This window comes from Bacillus sp. ISL-46, assembly GCF_018613205.1.
The window spans coordinates 1-18,093 of sequence record NZ_JAGGQR010000043.1; the positions used below are offsets into that span (position 1 = coordinate 1).

The following is an 18,093-nucleotide window of genomic DNA, read 5'->3' on the forward strand; positions in this document are numbered from 1 at the left end:
ACACGCCATCTATAAGCTGCTTTTTGTACCCTAACGATACCAATGATATCAACATCAAAACCATTCTCCTCAAAAATCTGCCGTGGTAATTTTCCATTCACACTTTCAGATATAAAAATCCTTTTAAATTCATCAGTGTAGGTAATTCCTTTTGTACTTACAGATTTGACATAAGGATTATTAGAAAGGATCTTTATTTCTTTATCAGTGAAGAGTTTTTTTGACATAGGATTATTCTCCGATTCTTACAATTTTTATTCATTATACATAAAAGTACCCGATAGGGCAGACCTTTTTTAAGTGTCTACTCTAACGGGTACAGTTTAAACGGTTCCTACACCAAATATAAAGATATAAATAGCAGCTTCCCAAACACTCTGTACTGTACTCATTGTTAATAGTACCATTGCTCCACTTCCTGCAAGCCCATGAACTAAACCAATAAACATAGATTTTAAGTATGAAACATTTTTATATTGGTGTTTGTGCGCATATTTTCCACTATGTGTTTGGGAATGGATATGTTTATGTTCTCCATCATGTTCATGTTCATGCTGATGCACATAGATATTTTTAAAAGAAAGTATAGCTGTGACACCAAGTTAAACGAGCATAACACCTACTAAAAACTCTAATGACATAGCCCATTTTTCTGGTATCTCCGCTTTCATTAGAATAAGAATAATTCCAATAATGAATAATGTGGCTGTATGACCTATCCCCCAGAATACTCCCGCTAAAGTGGAACGAACCAATTTTTTACTTTGACTAGCAATAGTGGATACAGCGATTATATGGTCTGGCTCAATCGCATGCTTGATTCCAAGAACAAATCCTAAAGCTAGAATGGATAAAAAACTTGTCTCCAATAATATTTCCTCCTTTAATAATTTATAAAATAAATAGATTTTGAAACACGTAATAAATGTCTGTAAATATGGATCACTACAGTTAAACTTAAAAAAAGCTGAACATTAGATAACAGCAACAGCCTTTTGCCATAAGAAAAGCCCTAATAAAATAAAACGGATTGTCTACTTTATAGTGGCTTGATAAATTTTGGCTTAAAAGTACTAAATAATATTCCTTATACTCTAGTAAGAATCATTTTGTTTTCATTAAAGGGTGTCCAGGATTTTATGGGACACCCAGGAGTGCTTCTCTGCAGTGAAAAGACAGCGGTTTAATGTTTGGGGTCTGCAAAGATTCGAAAGGGGGATCTATAATCTTTTAAGTGCCGAAAAAATAGCCGCAAAGCTAGTGCTATTTACACATTAAAAGTTGACGGAAAAACATCGATAACATCGACCTTTATAACTATCTATCTTAAAAAGGGCTGATTTTTACAGCTAAGGGCATCCTGAATCCGGATCATTTGCGCTTCATGAATATGAATAGTATCCAAATCACATAACGGAACAAATTCTACCCTTTTTGATTCATGACTGGTTTTGAGTGATCCTTCTATAACTTCACATAAAAAACAAATTGAAAATTGCTGACGTACTTCTCCATCTGCATACTTTATTACATGATTAGGATCACTATAGATTCCAATCAATTTCTTTACTACGACTGCGAATCCTGTTTCCTCCATTACCTCTCTTTTTATCGCATCCTCCACTGTTTCTCCCGGTTCGATACCACCTCCAGGTAAAGACCACATACCATTATCAACCCGTTCCTGAAGTAGAATATCCCTGTGATTGCGAAGGATTACAGCGGAGACAGCAGGCACAATGTTATTTGCCTTGGGTGCATTTTGATCGTAATAATAATCAGTTCGATTCATATAATGACCTCCTTCAAATAAATTTTTTCCCTGATTTTTATTGACAGCCTTTTCAAACCATTTTATAATAAACTTGTAACAAATGATAACCGCGGTAACCAATGATACGTAATTAAATCTTTTTCTACGCTATGATATATTTGATATTTATCTTTCTTAAATGTTAATGGTAATAACAAATGTTAATATTATTATAGTTTATCTTGAAAACGATTAAAAGATTTAACATTCAAAAAAATTAGGGAGATGAAATAAATGTCAATTTACACACAGCTTTTAGAAAGAGAAAAAGCTAATCAACCAATTAGAGTAGGAGTTATCGGTGCAGGCCAAATGGGATTTGGAATGATTGCTCAAATTTCGACTATTCCAGGGATGAGTGTTACCGGTATTAGTGATATTAATATTGACGCTGCACAAAGGGCTGCAGATTACTATAACCAGCATTCTGTAAAAAAGGAACAAATCTTAGTATCCAATGATTTCCGTAAAGTGATTCAGTCTTCTAACGTAGAAGTAATTGTTGATGCTACAGGTGTTCCAGAAGTAGGAGCTAACATTTCTCTAGAAACATTAAGATCGAAAAAACATCTTGTTCTACTAAATGTTGAAGTAGACATTACCATTGGTTCAATCATGCATCAGTTATTTAATAATGCAGGATTGGTTTACACAGGTTCAGCAGGTGATGAGCCAGCCGCAACCCTAGAATTATTCGAATTTGCAAAAACAATGGGAATGGAAGTACTTGTTGCAGGTAAAGGAAAAAATAATAAATTACGTATCACAGCCAATCCTGATACAGCAGCGGAAGAGGCAAAACGAAATAAAATGGCTGCGCATATGCTAGCCGCTTTCCAAGATGGAACAAAAACAATGGCAGAAATGAACTTATTATCAAACGCTATTGGTTTCGTACCAGACGTTGTTGGAATGCATGGAATTTCCGGAGACCTTGATTCAGTTCTAAAAGATTTAGATTTAAAAGAAAATGGCGGAGTATTGAATAAATTTGGTGTAGTAGAATATGTTGATGGTCTTGCACCTGGGGTGTTTGTAATTGTGAAAGGTCAAAATGAAGGCGTAGCCCATGAATTAAGTTATTTGATGAAAAAGGGTGAAAGAGATCACCACATCTTGTATCGTCCATTCCATTTAGCAAGTCTAGAGACACCAATTACGATTGCAAAAGCAATATTACAAAACGAAGGTTCTATTCAACCTCTAGGTGGACCAATCGCTGATACAGTAGCAGTTGCAAAACGTGATATCAAAGCAGGAGAATCACTTGATGGCATCGGTGGATATTCCGTACGTGGGGTTGTTGAAACGCATCAAGAAATGAAGAGAAACGCACATATTCCAATTGGATTAATTAGTGGTAAAGTTATAGCTAAAAAAGATATCAAACAAGGTCAATTCTTAACTACGGATGATGTCGAGTTAGATGTTAACACCACCGTTTGGAAATTAAGATCACTACAAGATAGTTTATTTCCTGCCACTTCAGTAGTAGATTCAAAAATACTTCAAGAATCAGTAACTGTTTGAGATTCTAATCACTCAAATAAAGGGTAAGTATGCATGTAGCTGCAAAGCCTGATTCTTGAAGAGCTAGCTTTGCAGCCTTTTTTAAACCTAAACGGCTACTTACAAGAGGAGTGAACTCAATTTTATGAAAATTACCATTATTCTTTGCGGTTTGTTAATTGTCCAATATGCCTTAACCTTTATCCAAGTACGTTATTATCGTAACAGTATGGAAAATATTGTAAGTCTTTACAAAGAAAAAGAAGGATATTACTTATTCTCTAGTATGGAAAAAAGGAAATTTAGGCCAGGGGCAATCGCAATGCTAATTGTCAACAATAGCTATATGATTCAAGAGTGTTATGTGGTTAATGGTTTTTCAGTCCTTTCAAGGTTTAAAGAGGTAGGAAAATATAAGGGTAAACATGTTGGGGCCTTATTAAGCGAGGTACAAGAAGATCGTTTAAAAACAGGAAAGCGCCATAAAGTACCTGCTGTTAGTGCGGCTCTTTCAAAGGCTGCGGAAAATGCTTTACTATCAATAGCTAAAAAAAATATTACAACGAGTTAATGGGGAGGAGCGTTCACATCGATGGAATGGATTCAATGGTTCGGGACACACTTTATCGGAATGTTTGAAGCGGGCGGAAAACAATTTATGGGTCTATTAAAGGGTATTGTACCCACCTTGGTGGTTTTACTTACATTTACGTATGCAGTGATTAAGTTTGTGGGAGAAGATAGAATCAATAATGCGATTCAATTCGCTGCAAAATACATGGTACTAAGATATACTTTAATGCCGATTTTATCTATTTTATTATTGACAAATCCTATGGCTTATACATTCGGTCGTTTTGTAAAAGAAAAACAGAAGCCAGCATTTTATGATTCTTTAGTTTCTTTCTTCCATCCAGTAACAGCACTATTCCCTTATGCAAATGCAGGCGAGTTGTTTGTTTATTTGGGAATTGCAAACGGTTTAGAACAAGCCGGTTATTCAACATCCGAACTTGCCGTTCGTTATTTTTTAGTCGGAATAGTCATCATGCTCTTACGTGGTATTATAACCGAACAGATTACTAAAATTTTAGCGAGAAAGATGGAAGCGAATTCACGTTAGGGGGATCATTATGGTGAAAAGAGCAGTATTTGTAAATAAAGGTTCAGGGGGCTGGGGAAAAGGTCTTCTAATTGAGCCAAAAGGAAAAAAAGTAAAAGTTGTATCAATTACAGGCGGTGGAATTCATCCTGTTGCCAGAAAAATAGCTGAAATGTCAGGAACAGAAGCAGTAGACGGCTTTAAAAACGCGGTTCCGGAAGATGAAATGATGTGTGTGGTTATTGACTGTGGAGGAACAGCTAGAATTGGTCTATACCCAATGAAGCGAATTCCAACCGTAGATATTCTTCCTTCTTCTCCATCAGGTCCGCTTGCAAAGCATATTACAGAAGATATTTTCGTTTCAGGCGTTACTGAAAAATCAATCGTTTTGGCAGAAGGGCAAGGAATGGTTGAAACTGCAGCGGCAGTAGCCAGTCAAAAAGATGACAATGAGGCAAAGTTTGATACAAAAGACAAGGAAAGCTTTAAAAAGAATTATGAACAATTAAAAAAGGAAAAACTTGAGGATAAAGGAAACTTCTTAATGCGATTCTCGAGAGGAATCGGGAAAGTAACGGGAATCTTTTATCAAGCAGGACGCGATTCGATTGACATGTTAATTAAAAATATTATCCCTTTCATGGCATTTGTTAGTATGCTAATTGGAATTATTAATTATACAGGGATTGGAAATTTAATTGCTCATTCTTTATCGCCTCTGGCAAGTTCTTTATGGGGACTTATCGTCATTGTTGTGGTTTGTACACTGCCATTTTTATCACCGGTTCTTGGTCCGGGTGCCGTTATCTCACAGGTAATCGGAGTACTGATTGGTTCGCAAATCGCTGCGGGGCATATTCCGCCACAGTTTGCCTTACCTGCATTATTTGCAATTAATGGGCAAGTTGGTGCCGATTTCGTACCAGTTGGATTGTCCCTAGGTGAGGCTAAGCCGGAAACAGTACAATACGGTGTGCCGGCAGTATTATACAGCCGTTTAATTACCGGGGTTTTAGCCGTTGTTATTGCCTACGTTGCAAGTTTTGGAATGTATTAAGATCTAAATTAAAAACGTAAAACAATTATTGGAGGAAATTCGCATGTATAAAAGTATTGTAAAAGAAGTTGGGGCCTTAGCATTAGCATTTGAGGAAGAAAAAGTTAATATCTTGTTTGGACCTCAAGCTCCTCAGGAACTAAAGGAAGTATCAATCATTCATGAAAGTGTAATAGACAATTCCGAGGATTCCATTAAAGAAGGCGGAGTTTTCCAAGTGGATGATCAACAATATAAGATTACGGCAGTAGGATCTGCGGCTAATAATAATTTAAGAGAACTTGGCCATATTTCCATCTACTTCTCGGAACCGGAGGATCAGGTTCTTCCAGGCGCTGTATTTGTTTCACCACATGTCCTTCCGAAATATAAAAATGGCAGTGTGATTGAATTTAAGGAGTAGAAGAACTAAACCTCCGAGAAATAGAAAAAATAAAGGGGGTTGATAAACTTGTCTTTCGAAGATAGGAGAATACTTGTTAGAGTTGCTCAAATGTATTACGAAGAGGGAGCCACTCAGTCTCGGATTGCCGATGAAATCAGTGTGAGCCGCTCTCTTATTTCAAAATATCTTGCCAAAGCAAAAGAGCTGGGAATTGTTGAAGTCATTATCCATGATGAAACCATTCACCCATACCGGCGGTTGGAAGGCAAAATCGAACGTCTATATGGGTTACGTGAAGTTTTGTGTATTCCGAACCTTGGAAATGAGACATCAAGAATCGTTTGGGGGCGGCGGCAAGTAAATATCTCTTACGAGTCATTCGGGATGGCCAAACGATTGGAGTTTCCTCTAGGACAACCTTGCATGAGGTAGCTGAGGCTTTGTCTACCAATCAGCAATTTCCATCAGTTACCTTTGTTCCTTTAGTTGGAGGAATGGGAAATGAGCGAGTGGATATCCATGCAAATGCTCTTGTTGCAAAGCTTGCAGGGAACCTTCAAGCACAATACAAGCTCCTTTATGCACCGGTAATGGTTGATTCTAATGAGGCGAAGAAGATCCTTATGCTCCAATCCTCCATCCAAGACATTTTTGATTTGGCGGCCAAAGCGAATATAGCCAATTAGAGCAATTAAAAGAAATTCCCCTTGTCGTAGGAGTGGCCTGTGGATTAGAAAAAGTGCAGGCGATAAAAGCCGCCTTGGAAGGGAAATTAGTACATGTATTAATTACCGACGAGCTTACGGCAAAGGCTTTATTAGATTAAGGATTAAAAAAATCTGGGACGAAGTCAAATATCGTCCCATTATTTTTAAATTATTAAGCAGAGGGAGAATAAGAAATGAACCTAACTATAGAAAAATCGATTGAACAATTATCTATCGCCACTATTCGTACACTCTCTATAGATGCAATCGAAAAATCAAATTCAGGACATCCTGGAATGCCAATGGGTGCCGCCCCAATGGCTTATACATTGTGGACAAAATTCATGAGTCAAAATCCTGAAAATCCAAAATGGTTTAACCGGGACCGATTTGTTCTTTCAGCTGGCCATGGTTCTATGCTTTTATATAGCTTACTGCATTTATCAGGATATGATGTCACCCTTGAAGACATTAAATCTTTCCGACAATGGGAAAGCAAGACACCGGGACATCCAGAGTTTGGTCATACTCCTGGAGTAGATGCTACGACGGGACCATTGGGGCAAGGAATTGCAATGGCAGTCGGAATGGCGATGGCAGAACGGCATTTGGCGGCAAAGTTTAACCGTGATGCGTATGAAATTGTAAATCATCGTACATTTGTCATTTGTGGGGATGGAGACTTAATGGAAGGTGTTTCTGCAGAGGCCTCTTCGCTTGCGGCACATTTAGGCCTAGGACGTTTAATTGTTCTCTATGATTCAAATGACATTTCACTTGATGGGGACTTAAACCGTTCCTTCTCCGAAAACGTGGCAGACCGTTACAAAGCGTACGGATGGCAAGTACTTAGAATAGAAGATGGTAATAATATAGAAGAATTAACAAAAGCAATTGCAGAAGCAAAAGGGGACGAAACCCGTCCGACCTTGATAGAAGTAAAAACAACCATCGGTTTCGGTTCTCCAAATAAAGCTGGGAAATCTGATTCACACGGTTCACCACTTGGCAAGGATGAAGCGGCGTTAGCGAAACAAGCATATGGATGGAATTTTGATGATTTCCATGTGCCAGAAGAAGTATATAACCATTTCCGTAAAGCTGTAAAAGAAGCTGGCAAGCAAAAAGAAGTAGAATGGAACGCGATGTTTACTCAATACCAGGAGACTCACCCGGAGTTAGCAAACGAATTGAAATTGGCAATTGAAGGATGTTTGCCAGAGAATTGGGAGGAGGCCCTTCCTAAATATGAAGTGGGTAAAGGGATTGCTACTCGTTCCTCTTCAGGAGATGCCATTAATGCGATCGCAGCAGCAGTTCCATCTTTCTTTGGAGGATCAGCAGACCTTGCAGGCTCCAACAAAACCTATATGAAAAAGGAAAAGGATTTTTCAAAAGTAGATTACAGCGGTAAAAACATTTGGTACGGTGTCCGTGAATTTGCAATGGGTGCTGCAATGAACGGAATTGCTTTACATGGAGGTTTGAAAACTTATGGAGGGACATTCTTCGTATTCTCAGATTACTTACGTCCTGCTATTCGCCTTGCTGCCTTAATGAAGCTTCCTGTGACATATGTATTAACACATGACAGTATTGCTGTAGGTGAAGATGGACCTACACACGAACCAATTGAACAGTTGGCAGCACTGCGTGTAATGCCAGGTTTATCTGTCATTCGCCCTGCTGATGGAAATGAATCAAGTGCAGCTTGGAGAATTGCACTAGAATCTACGGACAAGCCAACAGCACTAGTGTTGTCTCGCCAAGACTTAACAGTATTGGAAGGAGCAAAAGAAGATACTTATGAGAAAGTCTCCAAAGGAGCCTATGTGATTTCTCCAAGTAAGAAAGAAACGGCTGATGCGCTACTTTTAGCAACGGGTTCTGAAGTTAGTCTCGCAGTGAAAGCACAACAAGCATTGGCAGAAGAGGGGATTGATGTATCTGTTATTAGTATGCCTTCCTGTGATCTTTTTGAAGCTCAATCTGCCGAGTATAAAGAATCTGTATTGCTAAAATTTGTAACAAAACGTCTTGCGATTGAAATGGGTGCTTCTTCCGGATGGTACCGCTATGTAGGAACAGAAGGAGAGGTATTAGGCATTGATAAGTTCGGTGCTTCAGCCCCTGGTGAAGAAATAATCGAGAACTATGGCTTTACAGTTGAAAATATTGTCGTAAAAGTAAAAGAGCTATTGTAATAGTTTACATGAAAATAGAGTGGAGGAATCATAGATGATTGAAAAAAGTTACACGATAATAGATGAATCAGGTATCCATGCTCGTCCTTCTACAGCGTTAGTTAGAGCTGCTTCTCTATTCTCTTCGGACGTGAAGATTGAATATAAAGAGAAACAAGTAAACTTAAAATCGATTATGGGAGTTATGTCGTTGGGTATTCCAAAAGGGGCGAGTGTGAAGGTCATTGCAACAGGTGATGATGAATCGCAAGTAATCGCAAGTATTGATGAGGTAATGAAAAGCGAAGGACTCGCTAACTAGGCCAACATGGTAAATGATTAGTATGTTATATCTAATCAAAAGAATAGATGTTACCGAATAATTGAGTATTCCATAAGAATTTCGATAATTCACTGTTTGGCCCTTTTAAAAGAGGGATAGGAGGAAAAACATGAAAGTAGCCATTGCATCTGATCATGGCGGCATAAATATTCGCGAAGAAATCATCTCATTAATGAAAGAGATGAATATTGAGTATGTAGATTTAGGATGTGAGTGCAGCTCCTCTGTTGACTTTCCAGATTACGCTATTCCCGTAGCTAAAAAGGTAGCAACCGGTGAAGTAGACCGTGGTATCTTAATTTGCGGAACTGGTATTGGAATGAGTATTGCAGCTAACAAGGTAAAGGGAATTCGTTGTGCACTTGTGCATGATACGTTCAGTGCTAAAGCAACGAGAGAACATAACGATACAAACATTTTAGCCATGGGAGAGCGTGTCATTGGCCCTGGTTTAGCACGCGATATTGCAAGAATATGGTTAACAACCCCTTTTGAAGGGGGGAGACACGAATATCGTGTCAATAAAATAGCAATATATGAAGCCTACCATGAGTTGAAAAAATAACTAATGGTAGGAAGCTGGATAGCAAATACGAAGAACCTCGTGAAGCATCAAAAGATAGAAAACAAAAAAGTAACGAGGAAAAAACAAAATGACTACATTAAAAATTGAGGAGATTTGGCATGAAACTTTTTATTGATACAGCAAATCTTGAGGATATCAAAAAGGCATATAGAATCGGCGTTTTAGCTGGTGTTACTACAAACCCTTCTTTAGTGGCTAAAGAAGGAGTTAAATTCGAAGACCGCATAGCAGAAATCTGCCAAGCTGTGCCACGTGTAGAATCTGTTTCAGCTGAAGTAACCCCAGATGCGGTGACTGCTGATGAAATGATTGCGCAAGCTGAAGAGCTTATCAAAATTAACGGCGGAGATGAGAAAGTTACAATTAAACTCCCTACGACGTTAGCTGGTTTAGAGGCGTGCCGTTATCTTGCGGATAAAGGTGTTAAAACGAATGTAACACTTATTTTTACAGTGAATCAAGCGTTATTAGCAGCTCGTGCAGGTGCAACTTATGTATCTCCTTTCCTAGGACGCTTAGATGACATTTCTGAGGACGGGGTACAATTAGTATCAAAAGTAGCTGAACTATTCCGCATTCATAGTTTTAATACCCAAATTATTGCAGCATCTGTTCGCCATCCGGATCATGTGACTCGTGTAGCTATGGCTGGCGCCCATATTGCAACGATTCCATATTCAGTCATTGAGCAAATTTCTAAGCATCCGCTAACAGATCAAGGCATTGCAAAATTTATTGCTGATTGGGAATTAGCCCCTAAAAACTAAGTGTTAACTACAATTTGTTCATATACCTATGATTTACTCAATTAATTTATCTTTTTTAAAATATATAAACGTATGTTAGTGTTTGATATATCTGAAAATCTTAGATAGAGCCATTCTTGCAAATAGGTTGGCTCTTCTTTTTTAATTTAAAAATTTAGATTATTCCCAATAGTCCACTGGGTACAAAGTTAATTTGGAATTGAGCGGATTTTTGCCTCAACACAAAAGCGTGGATTATTAACGATATTACCTGATATAGAAAGGTAGAACAAATTTGAAACAGAATGAAATTGTATATGTGGTTTCGGACTCGGTGGGAGAAACTGCTGAGTTAATCGTAAAGGCAGCTGCAGCCCAATTTAATGGAGGCAATGTTGAAATAAAACATAAGTCCTATGTGCAGCAAATCGAGGATATTGAAGATGTTATTAATCTATCGAAGCAAAGTAGCTCGATCATAGCCTATACAATCGTAATTCCGTTTTTAAAAGAGTATCTTGACAAAAGAGCACAAGCTGAAGGGATCATTGCGATCGATTTAATGAGCCCACTTATGGATGCATTCAGTCAAACATTTAATAAGGCTCCCAAGTTTGAGCCTGGATTAATGAGGAAATTAGATGCTAACTATTTCCGAAGGGTCAAAGCAATTGAATTCGCAGTAAAATACGATGATGGACGGGATCCTCAAGGGTTAAAACGTGCCGACATTGTATTAATCGGAATTTCTAGAACATCAAAGACACCACTTTCTATCTATTTGGCTCATAAAGGATTGAATGTGGCAAATATACCTTTGGTACCAGAAGTAAAACCTCCTGATGAACTTTTTGAAATTGGAAGAAACATATGTGTTGGCTTAGTTATTACACCAGATAAACTGAATGAAATACGTAGAGAGCGTTTAAAAAGGTTAGGGTTAACAGCACAGGTGAATTATGCAAATTTAGATAGGATTCTTGAGGAATTATTCTATGCTGAGAAGATTATGAAACGCTTAGGTTGTCCGGTCATTGATGTTTCCAATAAAGCGGTGGAAGAGACAGCTGATTTAATATTAGAAATGCTAAAAAAGAGATTGGTGGGGTATCATGAGTAAATTTGTATTTATGTTCGATGAGGGAAACAGTGAAATGAGGGAACTCTTAGGCGGAAAGGGAGCAATTTGGCAGAAATGACCCGCATCGGTTTGCCTGTTCCTTATGGTTTTACCATTTCAACAGAAGCTTGCAATTCATATTATGATGCTGGAAAATCCATTCCTTCAGAACTCGAATTTCAAGTATTAGATGCACTTCATAATCTTGAAGAAAAAACAGGTAAAAGATTTGGAGACCCAGTTAACCCGCTGCTTGTTTCTGTCCGTTCTGGTGCAGTATTTTCAATGCCGGGAATGATGGATACGGTTTTAAACCTAGGAATGAACGATGAAACTGTAAAGGGGATGGCCAGACTTACAAATAATCCGCGTTTTGCATATGACTCTTATCGCAGGTTTATTCAAATGTTTAGTGATGTTGTCCTTGGTATAGATGGTTTTTATTTTGAGCAATTTTTAGAAGAAATAAGAGAACAAAACGGTTATTCTTCAGATCCGGAAATGACTGCAGCTGATTGGCAAGAAGTAATTAAGGGATACAAAGATATTGTGAAAAAGCATACGAGAAAGGCTTTTCCACAGAATCCAAAAGAACAATTATTTTTTTCTATCAATGCTGTTTTTGATTCTTGGAATAACCCCCGTGCCCTTGTATATCGTCGTCTTCAAAAAATTCCGGGTCATCTTGGTACAGCAGTAAATATTCAAAGTATGGTTTTCGGAAATATGGGTAACGACTCGGGTACAGGAGTTGCCTTTACACGTAATCCATCTTCAGGAGAATGTAAACTGTATGGAGAATATTTAATAAATGCTCAAGGAGAGGATGTTGTAGCAGGAATTCGTACCCCTCAGCCAATCTCTGCTCTAAAGGATGAAATGCCAGAGGTTTATGAGCAGTTTGTTGAGACGTGTCAACTTCTTGAAAAACATTACCGAGACATGCAGGACATTGAGTTTACGGTGGAGCGTGGTAAATTATTTATTCTGCAAACTAGAAATGGTAAAAGAACAGCTCAAGCAGCAATTAGAGTTGCAGTTGAATTAGTAGAAGAACAAATTATTAATAAGAAAGAAGCGATTTTACGTGTTGATCCTGATCAGCTAAATCAGTTGCTACATCGGCGAATCGATGATTCATATGAACGGAAACCATTAGCTAAAGGTCTGCCCGCATCTCCTGGGGCAGCAACAGGTCAGGTTGTATTTGATGCGAATGAGGCAGAACTATTAGCAAAAGAAGGGAAAAAGGTAATACTTGTTCGCCAAGAGACTACACCTGAAGATATTCACGGAATTGTTGCAGCTCAAGCGACTGTCACAAGCCGGGGGGGCATGACAAGCCATGCTGCCGTTGTTGCAAGGGGCATGGGAAAACCTTGTATTTGTGGCTGTGAATCCTTAAAGATTGATTTAAAAGCAAAGCAGTTTAAAGTAGGAGAAATGATTGCTGTAAATCAAGGCGATATTATTACCATTGACGGTTCAACTGGTGAAATTATGTTAGGTGAAACCCCGATGATTGAGCCTCAGCTATCGGATGAATTTAAATTGTTCCTTACTTGGGCAGATGAAGAGAGAAAGCTAGGTGTAAGAGCTAATGCGGACAATCCAGAAGATGCCAAAAAAGCTTTTGAATTTGGTGCTGGTGGAATCGGATTATGCCGTACAGAACATATGTTTATGGATGCGAATCGAATACCAATTGTCCAGGATATGATACTCGCTGAATCATATGAGGAGCGTAAAGTAGCTCTTGATAAGTTGTTACCAATGCAACAAGGAGATTTTGAAGGAATTTTTAATGCAATGCAGGGGCTTCCTGTAACCATCCGATTATTGGATCCACCTCTTCACGAATTTTTGCCCGATAAAGAAGAATTGCTGATTGAAGTGACAAAGCTCCAAATGACAAATCCAAAATCTAAAGAATTAAAAGAGAAGGAATATCTTTTAAGAAAAGTACGTGAACTTGAAGAATTTAATCCAATGCTTGGTCACCGCGGCTGTAGATTGGGAATGATTCATCCTGAAATTTATGTTATGCAGGCAAAAGCAATCTTTTATGCCATCGTAAAGGTAAGGCAGCAAGGAATTGAAGTAAGGCCAGAGATTATGATTCCTTTAGTTGGTCATGTTAACGAGTTAAAGGAAATGCGACAAGTAGTAATCGATGCTGAAATACAAGTTAGGGAAGAAACAGGTCAGGAACAAAATTATCTAATTGGCACTATGATTGAAATTCCTCGAGCGGCATTAACAGCTGACCAAATTGCTACAGAAGCAGACTTTTTCTCATTCGGAACAAATGATTTAACACAAACTACTTTTGGATATAGCCGTGATGACGCGGAGGGTAAATTCCTTCAAAGTTATATTGAAAATAAAGTTCTTCCGGAGAATCCGTTTGCCGTCCTTGATCAAGAAGGAGTAGGTAAACTTGTGGAAACAGGCGTAAAACTTGGTAGACAAACAAAGCCAGGGTTAAAAACGGGAATTTGTGGAGAGCATGGCGGAGAAAAAAGCTCAATCCAATTCTGTTATGATATTGGATTGGATTATGTAAGCTGCTCACCGTACCGTGTCCCACTTGCACGCCTTGCAGCTGCTCAAGCTACCATTAAGAATGAACAAAAACAGAGGGCGAATGAGCTTCAAGTACAGATTTTAAATTTTAGCTATTAGGTAGAAAGAATATAAACGGATATAAAGGAGAAAAACAAAGTGACTATTTCTTTTGATTACTCAAATACATTAACATTTATGCAACAAGAGGAGTTAGAGCATCTGAATGAATTTGTAAAAGTAGCTCACAACATGCTACATGAGAAAAAAGGGCAAGGATCGGAACTCCTTGGTTGGGTGGATTTACCGATTAACTTTGATAAGGATGAGTTTGCAAGAATTAAACAGGCTGCAGAAAGAATTAGGAGTAATTCTGACGCCTTGATTGTCATTGGAATTGGGGGATCTTATTTAGGTGCACGGGCTGCAATTGAGGCTTTGTCTCATACGTTCCATAATCAAATGAACAACACGACCCAGGTGTATTTTGCGGGCCAGAATATGAGTTCTACCTATGTATCTCATTTGCTAGAACTTTTAGAAGGAAAGGACATCTCTATCAATGTTATTTCTAAGTCAGGTACTACAACAGAGCCGGCTATTGCTTTTCGTATCTTCCGCGACTATTTGGAGAAAAAATATGGGAAGGAAGAAGCTAGAAAACGAATTTATGCCACCACTGACAAAGAAAAAGGGGCATTAAAAAAACTGGCGGATGAAGAAGGATATGAAACCTTTGTTATACCTGATGATGTAGGTGGGCGATATTCTGTCTTGACTGCTGTAGGACTCCTTCCGATTGCCGTAGCTGGACTTGATATTAATCAAATGATGGATGGAGCAGCTGCAGCAGCTCTTAAATATAATAATTATGACCTTTTTACAAACGAAAGTTATCAGTATGCAGCTGTGAGGAATGCACTTTACAATAAAGGAAAATCCATTGAGCTTTTCGTAAACTATGAACCTTCTCTTCATTACGTGTCTGAATGGTGGAAGCAACTATTCGGAGAGAGTGAAGGAAAAGATCAAAAAGGACTTTTTCCTGCTTCCGTTGATTTTACAACGGATTTACACTCCATGGGGCAATATGTACAAGAGGGTCAACGTAATTTGATTGAGACGGTACTACAAGTTTCCAAGCCTAAAGTTAATATAACTATCAAAGAAGATCCGGCTGATACCGATGGTTTAAACTTTCTAACAGGAAAAACAATGGACGAGGTTAACAAAAAAGCCTTTCAGGGCACGGTGTTGGCCCATGTAGATGGTGGGGTGCCGAATATGGTTGTGGAAATAGATGAATTAAATGAATTCTCATTTGGTGAACTAGTATACTTCTTTGAGAAAGCTTGTGCAGTTAGTGGACTATTGTTGGGGGTAAATCCGTTTAACCAACCAGGCGTTGAGGCTTACAAACAGAATATGTTTGCTTTACTTGGTAAACCAGGTTTTGAAGAAAGAAAAGCTGATTTGATGCAGCGATTGTCTAAATAGTGAAAGGAAGTACCCTTTTTTTCTTTTTTGCTGTAAATCCGATTGAATTTGAAATAGCTGAATAAACATGCAAACACTTCTCACTTGTCTGAAGAAAAAACCTGCTGCCCACATTATATCAGGGCTGCAGCTTTTTTTGTTATGAGTACATAAGTTAGTAACAATTTATAAAAATATTATAAAAAGACATGGAATTAATTCATTTGTTATTCTATTATAGAATTTGTTATATATTTTATCGCAGTCTAAAATGAAATAACATATGTTCCATTATATTAGATAAATGATTAAAAGATTTAATAGTTCCAATACTAAAGAATGGAACCGATATCATTTTATTAACAGCTTTTAGAGAGAAAGATATTCAGCTAATTAAAGTAGAGGTGTTCTTTTGAGGGTTTTCCAAGGCTGCGGAAATGCTTTACTCAGATTTGCTAAAAAATATTAACAGAGTATAACAGAGGGGACTGTTCACTTAATGACTTGGATCCAGTGGATTGGGACACACTTTATCGGAATGTTTGAAGCAGGTGGAAAACAATTTATGGGTCTATTAACTGGTATTGTACCCACCTTAATCGTTCTACTTACCTTTACGAATGCAGTGATTAAATTTGTAGGGGAAGAAAGAATCAATAAAGCAGTTCAATTTGCTTCAAAATATACGCTATTAAGATATACATTAATGCCGATATTATCTATTTTATTTTTAACAAATCCAATGGCTTATACATTTGGGCGCTTTGTACCAGAAAAACAAAAGCCCGCTTTTTATGATTCTTTAGTTTCTTTCTTACATCCAGTGACAGCACTATTTCCTTATGCAAATGCAGGTGAGCTGTTTATTTATCTAGGAATTGCCAATGGTTTAAAACAAGCTGGATATTCAACATCTGAACTTGCGGTACGCTATTTTTTAGTCGGAATTGTCATTATGCTCTTACGTGGTATTATTACCGAACAGATTTCAAAGGTTTTGGCTAAAAAAATGGAAATGAAGTCTAAATAGGGGGTCATCATGAGACAACGGGCAGTATTTGTAAATAAAGGTTCAGGCGGCTGGGGAGCAGGTCTTCTGATTGAGCCCAAGGGAAAAAAAGTAAAGGTCGTTTCAATTACAGGCGGCGGAATTCATCCTGTTGCGATGAAAATAGCTGAAATGTCAGGAACAGAAGCAATTGACGGCTTTAAAAACTCTGTTCCGGAAGATGAAATAATGTGTGTCGTTATTGACTGTGGGGGCACAGCTAGAATTGGTCTTTATCCTATGAAACGAATTCCGACCGTTGATGTTCTTCCGTCTTCTCCATCAGGTCCGCTTGCAAAATATATTAAAGAAGACATCTTTGTTTCAGGCGTTATGGAAAAATCAATCGCCTTAGCAGAAGGGCAAGGAATGGTTGAATCAACAGCATTAGTAGCCAATCAAGAAGATGACAATCAGGAAAAGTTTGGTACCATAGAAAAGGAAGGCTTCAAAAAGAATTATGAAGAAATAAAAAAGGAACAGCTTGTAGATAACGACAACTTTTTAATGAGAATTTCTAGAGGGATCGGGAAAGTAACGGGAATCTTTTATCAAGCAGGACGCGACTCCGTGGATATTTTAATTAAGAATATTATTCCTTTTATGGCTTTTGTCAGTATGCTAATTGGAATTATTAATTATACAGGGATTGGTAATTTAATCGCTCATTCTCTATCACCGCTGGCAAGTTCTTTATGGGGACTTATCGTCCTTGTTTTTGTTTGTACACTGCCATTTTTATCACCAATCCTTGGTCCGGGTGCTGTTATCTCACAGGTAATTGGAGTACTGATTGGTACGCAAATCGCTGCGGGGAATATTCCTCCACAGTTTGCCTTACCTGCATTATTTGCAATTAGTGGACAGGTTGGTGCCGATTTCATACCAGTCGGATTGTCACTTGGTGAAGCTAAACCGGAAACGGTACAATACGGTGTGCCGGCAGTTTTATATAGCCGTTTAATTACCGGGGTTTTAGCCGTTGTTATTGCTTATCTTGCAAGTTTCGGAATGTATCATTAGAATTTATTATGTAAAACGTAAAACGGTTAGGATAATGGAGGAAACTGACATGTATAAAAGTGTTGTAACCGAGGTTGGAGCTTTAGCTTTAGCATTTGAGGAAGAAAAAGTTAGTATCCTATTTGGTCCCCAAGCACCTCAAGAATTAAAGGAAATAGCAATCATTCATGAAAGTATAATAGACGATTCCGAGGAATCCATTATAGAAGGCGGAGTTTTTCAAGTTGATGACCAACAATATAAGATTACGGCAGTAGGATCTGCAGCAAATACAAATTTAAGGGAACTTGGCCATATTTCCATCTACTTCTCAGAACCGGAGGATGAGGTTCTCCCAGGAGCTGTATTTGTTTCACCACATGTCTTTCCTAAATATAAAAATGGCAGTGTGATTGAATTTAAGGGATAGAGAAAAAAGGGGGGATAA

General features: G+C 38.1%; 19 protein-coding genes and 2 pseudogenes. 18 read left to right on the plus strand and 3 right to left on the minus strand.

Features of this window, described 5'->3' with window-relative positions; all coding sequences use genetic code 11:
* From J7E67_RS20100 to J7E67_RS20110, 3 genes and pseudogenes are all read right to left on the minus strand, one after another.
* Nucleotides 1-227 (minus strand): HTH domain-containing protein (locus tag J7E67_RS20100; protein ID WP_374223933.1); only part of this gene is annotated, 227 nt, incomplete at its 3' end.
* 99 nt (nt 228-326) lie between these two features.
* Nucleotides 327-869: pseudogene (locus tag J7E67_RS20105) on the minus strand (HoxN/HupN/NixA family nickel/cobalt transporter); the annotation flags it as partial.
* 452 nt (nt 870-1,321) lie between these two features.
* Nucleotides 1,322-1,792 (minus strand): NUDIX domain-containing protein, encoded by a 471-nt coding sequence (locus tag J7E67_RS20110; protein WP_214732722.1) that lies wholly within the window; start codon nt 1,790-1,792, stop codon nt 1,322-1,324.
* A gap of 255 nt (nt 1,793-2,047) precedes the next feature.
* On the opposite strand from J7E67_RS20110, the gene J7E67_RS20115 reads away from it, so the two are divergent.
* The 18 genes and pseudogenes from J7E67_RS20115 to J7E67_RS20190 all read left to right on the plus strand — a co-directional run bounded on the left by J7E67_RS20115 (nt 2,048) and on the right by J7E67_RS20190 (nt 18,075).
* Nucleotides 2,048-3,343, plus strand: a complete 1,296-nt coding sequence (locus tag J7E67_RS20115; RefSeq protein WP_214732723.1) for an NAD(P)H-dependent oxidoreductase — start codon at nt 2,048-2,050, stop codon at nt 3,341-3,343.
* A gap of 124 nt (nt 3,344-3,467) precedes the next feature.
* Nucleotides 3,468-3,893, plus strand: a complete 426-nt coding sequence (locus J7E67_RS20120; protein WP_214732724.1) for a transcriptional regulator GutM — start codon at nt 3,468-3,470, stop codon at nt 3,891-3,893.
* 21 nt (nt 3,894-3,914) lie between these two features.
* Nucleotides 3,915-4,445: a PTS glucitol/sorbitol transporter subunit IIC gene (srlA, locus tag J7E67_RS20125; protein WP_214732725.1), complete on the plus strand. Its 531-nt coding sequence runs from the start codon at nt 3,915-3,917 to the stop codon at nt 4,443-4,445.
* Between the two features lie 10 nt (nt 4,446-4,455).
* Complete coding sequence (gene srlE, locus J7E67_RS20130) at nt 4,456-5,484, plus strand: PTS glucitol/sorbitol transporter subunit IIB (protein ID WP_214732726.1); 1,029 nt, start codon at nt 4,456-4,458, stop codon at nt 5,482-5,484.
* A gap of 43 nt (nt 5,485-5,527) precedes the next feature.
* Nucleotides 5,528-5,887 (plus strand): PTS glucitol/sorbitol transporter subunit IIA, encoded by a 360-nt coding sequence (locus J7E67_RS20135; protein ID WP_214732727.1) that lies wholly within the window; start codon nt 5,528-5,530, stop codon nt 5,885-5,887.
* Nucleotides 5,888-5,935: 48 nt separating this feature from the next.
* Nucleotides 5,936-6,301, plus strand: coding sequence for a sugar-binding transcriptional regulator (locus J7E67_RS31430; RefSeq protein ID WP_251026894.1), 366 nt, complete (start codon nt 5,936-5,938; stop codon nt 6,299-6,301).
* Nucleotides 6,211-6,555 (plus strand): sugar-binding domain-containing protein, encoded by a 345-nt coding sequence (locus J7E67_RS31435; RefSeq protein ID WP_251026889.1) that lies wholly within the window; start codon nt 6,211-6,213, stop codon nt 6,553-6,555. Before J7E67_RS31430 ends, J7E67_RS31435 begins: the two co-directional genes overlap by 91 nt.
* Before the next feature lie 53 nt (nt 6,556-6,608).
* Entirely contained in the window at nt 6,609-6,695 is an 87-nt protein-coding gene (locus J7E67_RS31440; RefSeq protein WP_308161460.1) for a sugar-binding domain-containing protein, read from the plus strand.
* Nucleotides 6,696-6,782: 87 nt separating this feature from the next.
* Nucleotides 6,783-8,780 carry a transketolase gene (gene tkt / locus J7E67_RS20145; RefSeq protein ID WP_214732742.1) on the plus strand — a complete coding sequence of 666 codons (1,998 nt, stop codon included), beginning with the start codon at nt 6,783-6,785 and terminating at the stop codon, nt 8,778-8,780.
* Nucleotides 8,781-8,814: 34 nt separating this feature from the next.
* The gene (locus J7E67_RS20150; RefSeq protein WP_251026891.1) at nt 8,815-9,081 is read left to right on the plus strand and encodes a phosphocarrier protein HPr; all 267 of its coding nucleotides are present in this window, start codon (nt 8,815-8,817) and stop codon (nt 9,079-9,081) included.
* 130 nt (nt 9,082-9,211) lie between these two features.
* Nucleotides 9,212-9,667, plus strand: coding sequence for a ribose 5-phosphate isomerase B (gene rpiB / locus J7E67_RS20155; RefSeq protein WP_214732728.1), 456 nt, complete (start codon nt 9,212-9,214; stop codon nt 9,665-9,667).
* Nucleotides 9,668-9,786: 119 nt separating this feature from the next.
* Nucleotides 9,787-10,455, plus strand: coding sequence for a fructose-6-phosphate aldolase (fsa, locus tag J7E67_RS20160; RefSeq protein WP_214732729.1), 669 nt, complete (start codon nt 9,787-9,789; stop codon nt 10,453-10,455).
* A gap of 274 nt (nt 10,456-10,729) precedes the next feature.
* Nucleotides 10,730-11,554, plus strand: a complete 825-nt coding sequence (locus tag J7E67_RS20165) for a pyruvate, water dikinase regulatory protein (protein WP_214732730.1) — start codon at nt 10,730-10,732, stop codon at nt 11,552-11,554.
* A pseudogene (gene ppdK, locus J7E67_RS20170) lies at nt 11,547-14,239 on the plus strand (pyruvate, phosphate dikinase). Before J7E67_RS20165 ends, ppdK begins: the two are co-directional and overlap by 8 nt.
* 39 nt (nt 14,240-14,278) lie before the next feature.
* Nucleotides 14,279-15,616, plus strand: coding sequence for a glucose-6-phosphate isomerase (locus J7E67_RS20175; RefSeq protein ID WP_214732731.1), 1,338 nt, complete (start codon nt 14,279-14,281; stop codon nt 15,614-15,616).
* A 478-nt stretch (nt 15,617-16,094) separates the two neighbouring features.
* Nucleotides 16,095-16,625, plus strand: coding sequence for a PTS glucitol/sorbitol transporter subunit IIC (gene srlA, locus J7E67_RS20180; protein WP_214732732.1), 531 nt, complete (start codon nt 16,095-16,097; stop codon nt 16,623-16,625).
* Between the two features lie 9 nt (nt 16,626-16,634).
* The gene (srlE, locus tag J7E67_RS20185) at nt 16,635-17,666 is read left to right on the plus strand and encodes a PTS glucitol/sorbitol transporter subunit IIB (protein ID WP_214732733.1); all 1,032 of its coding nucleotides are present in this window, start codon (nt 16,635-16,637) and stop codon (nt 17,664-17,666) included.
* Nucleotides 17,667-17,715: 49 nt separating this feature from the next.
* Complete coding sequence (locus tag J7E67_RS20190) at nt 17,716-18,075, plus strand: PTS glucitol/sorbitol transporter subunit IIA (protein WP_214732734.1); 360 nt, start codon at nt 17,716-17,718, stop codon at nt 18,073-18,075.
* Nucleotides 18,076-18,093: the final 18 nt, after the last annotated feature.

Bases quoted from the DNA above. Each gene is read 5' to 3' on its own strand.
- J7E67_RS20110 (WP_214732722.1), bottom strand. From the start codon at position 1,792: ATGAATCGAACTGATTATTATTACGATCAAAATGCACCCAAGGCAAAT.
- J7E67_RS20115 (WP_214732723.1), top strand. From the start codon at position 2,048: ATGTCAATTTACACACAGCTTTTAGAAAGAGAAAAAGCTAATCAACCA.
- J7E67_RS20120 (WP_214732724.1), top strand. From the start codon at position 3,468: ATGAAAATTACCATTATTCTTTGCGGTTTGTTAATTGTCCAATATGCC.
- srlA (WP_214732725.1), top strand. From the start codon at position 3,915: ATGGAATGGATTCAATGGTTCGGGACACACTTTATCGGAATGTTTGAA.
- srlE (WP_214732726.1), top strand. From the start codon at position 4,456: ATGGTGAAAAGAGCAGTATTTGTAAATAAAGGTTCAGGGGGCTGGGGA.
- J7E67_RS20135 (WP_214732727.1), top strand. From the start codon at position 5,528: ATGTATAAAAGTATTGTAAAAGAAGTTGGGGCCTTAGCATTAGCATTT.
- J7E67_RS20150 (WP_251026891.1), top strand. From the start codon at position 8,815: ATGATTGAAAAAAGTTACACGATAATAGATGAATCAGGTATCCATGCT.
- rpiB (WP_214732728.1), top strand. From the start codon at position 9,212: ATGAAAGTAGCCATTGCATCTGATCATGGCGGCATAAATATTCGCGAA.
- fsa (WP_214732729.1), top strand. From the start codon at position 9,787: ATGAAACTTTTTATTGATACAGCAAATCTTGAGGATATCAAAAAGGCA.
- srlA (WP_214732732.1), top strand. From the start codon at position 16,095: ATGACTTGGATCCAGTGGATTGGGACACACTTTATCGGAATGTTTGAA.
- srlE (WP_214732733.1), top strand. From the start codon at position 16,635: ATGAGACAACGGGCAGTATTTGTAAATAAAGGTTCAGGCGGCTGGGGA.
- J7E67_RS20190 (WP_214732734.1), top strand. From the start codon at position 17,716: ATGTATAAAAGTGTTGTAACCGAGGTTGGAGCTTTAGCTTTAGCATTT.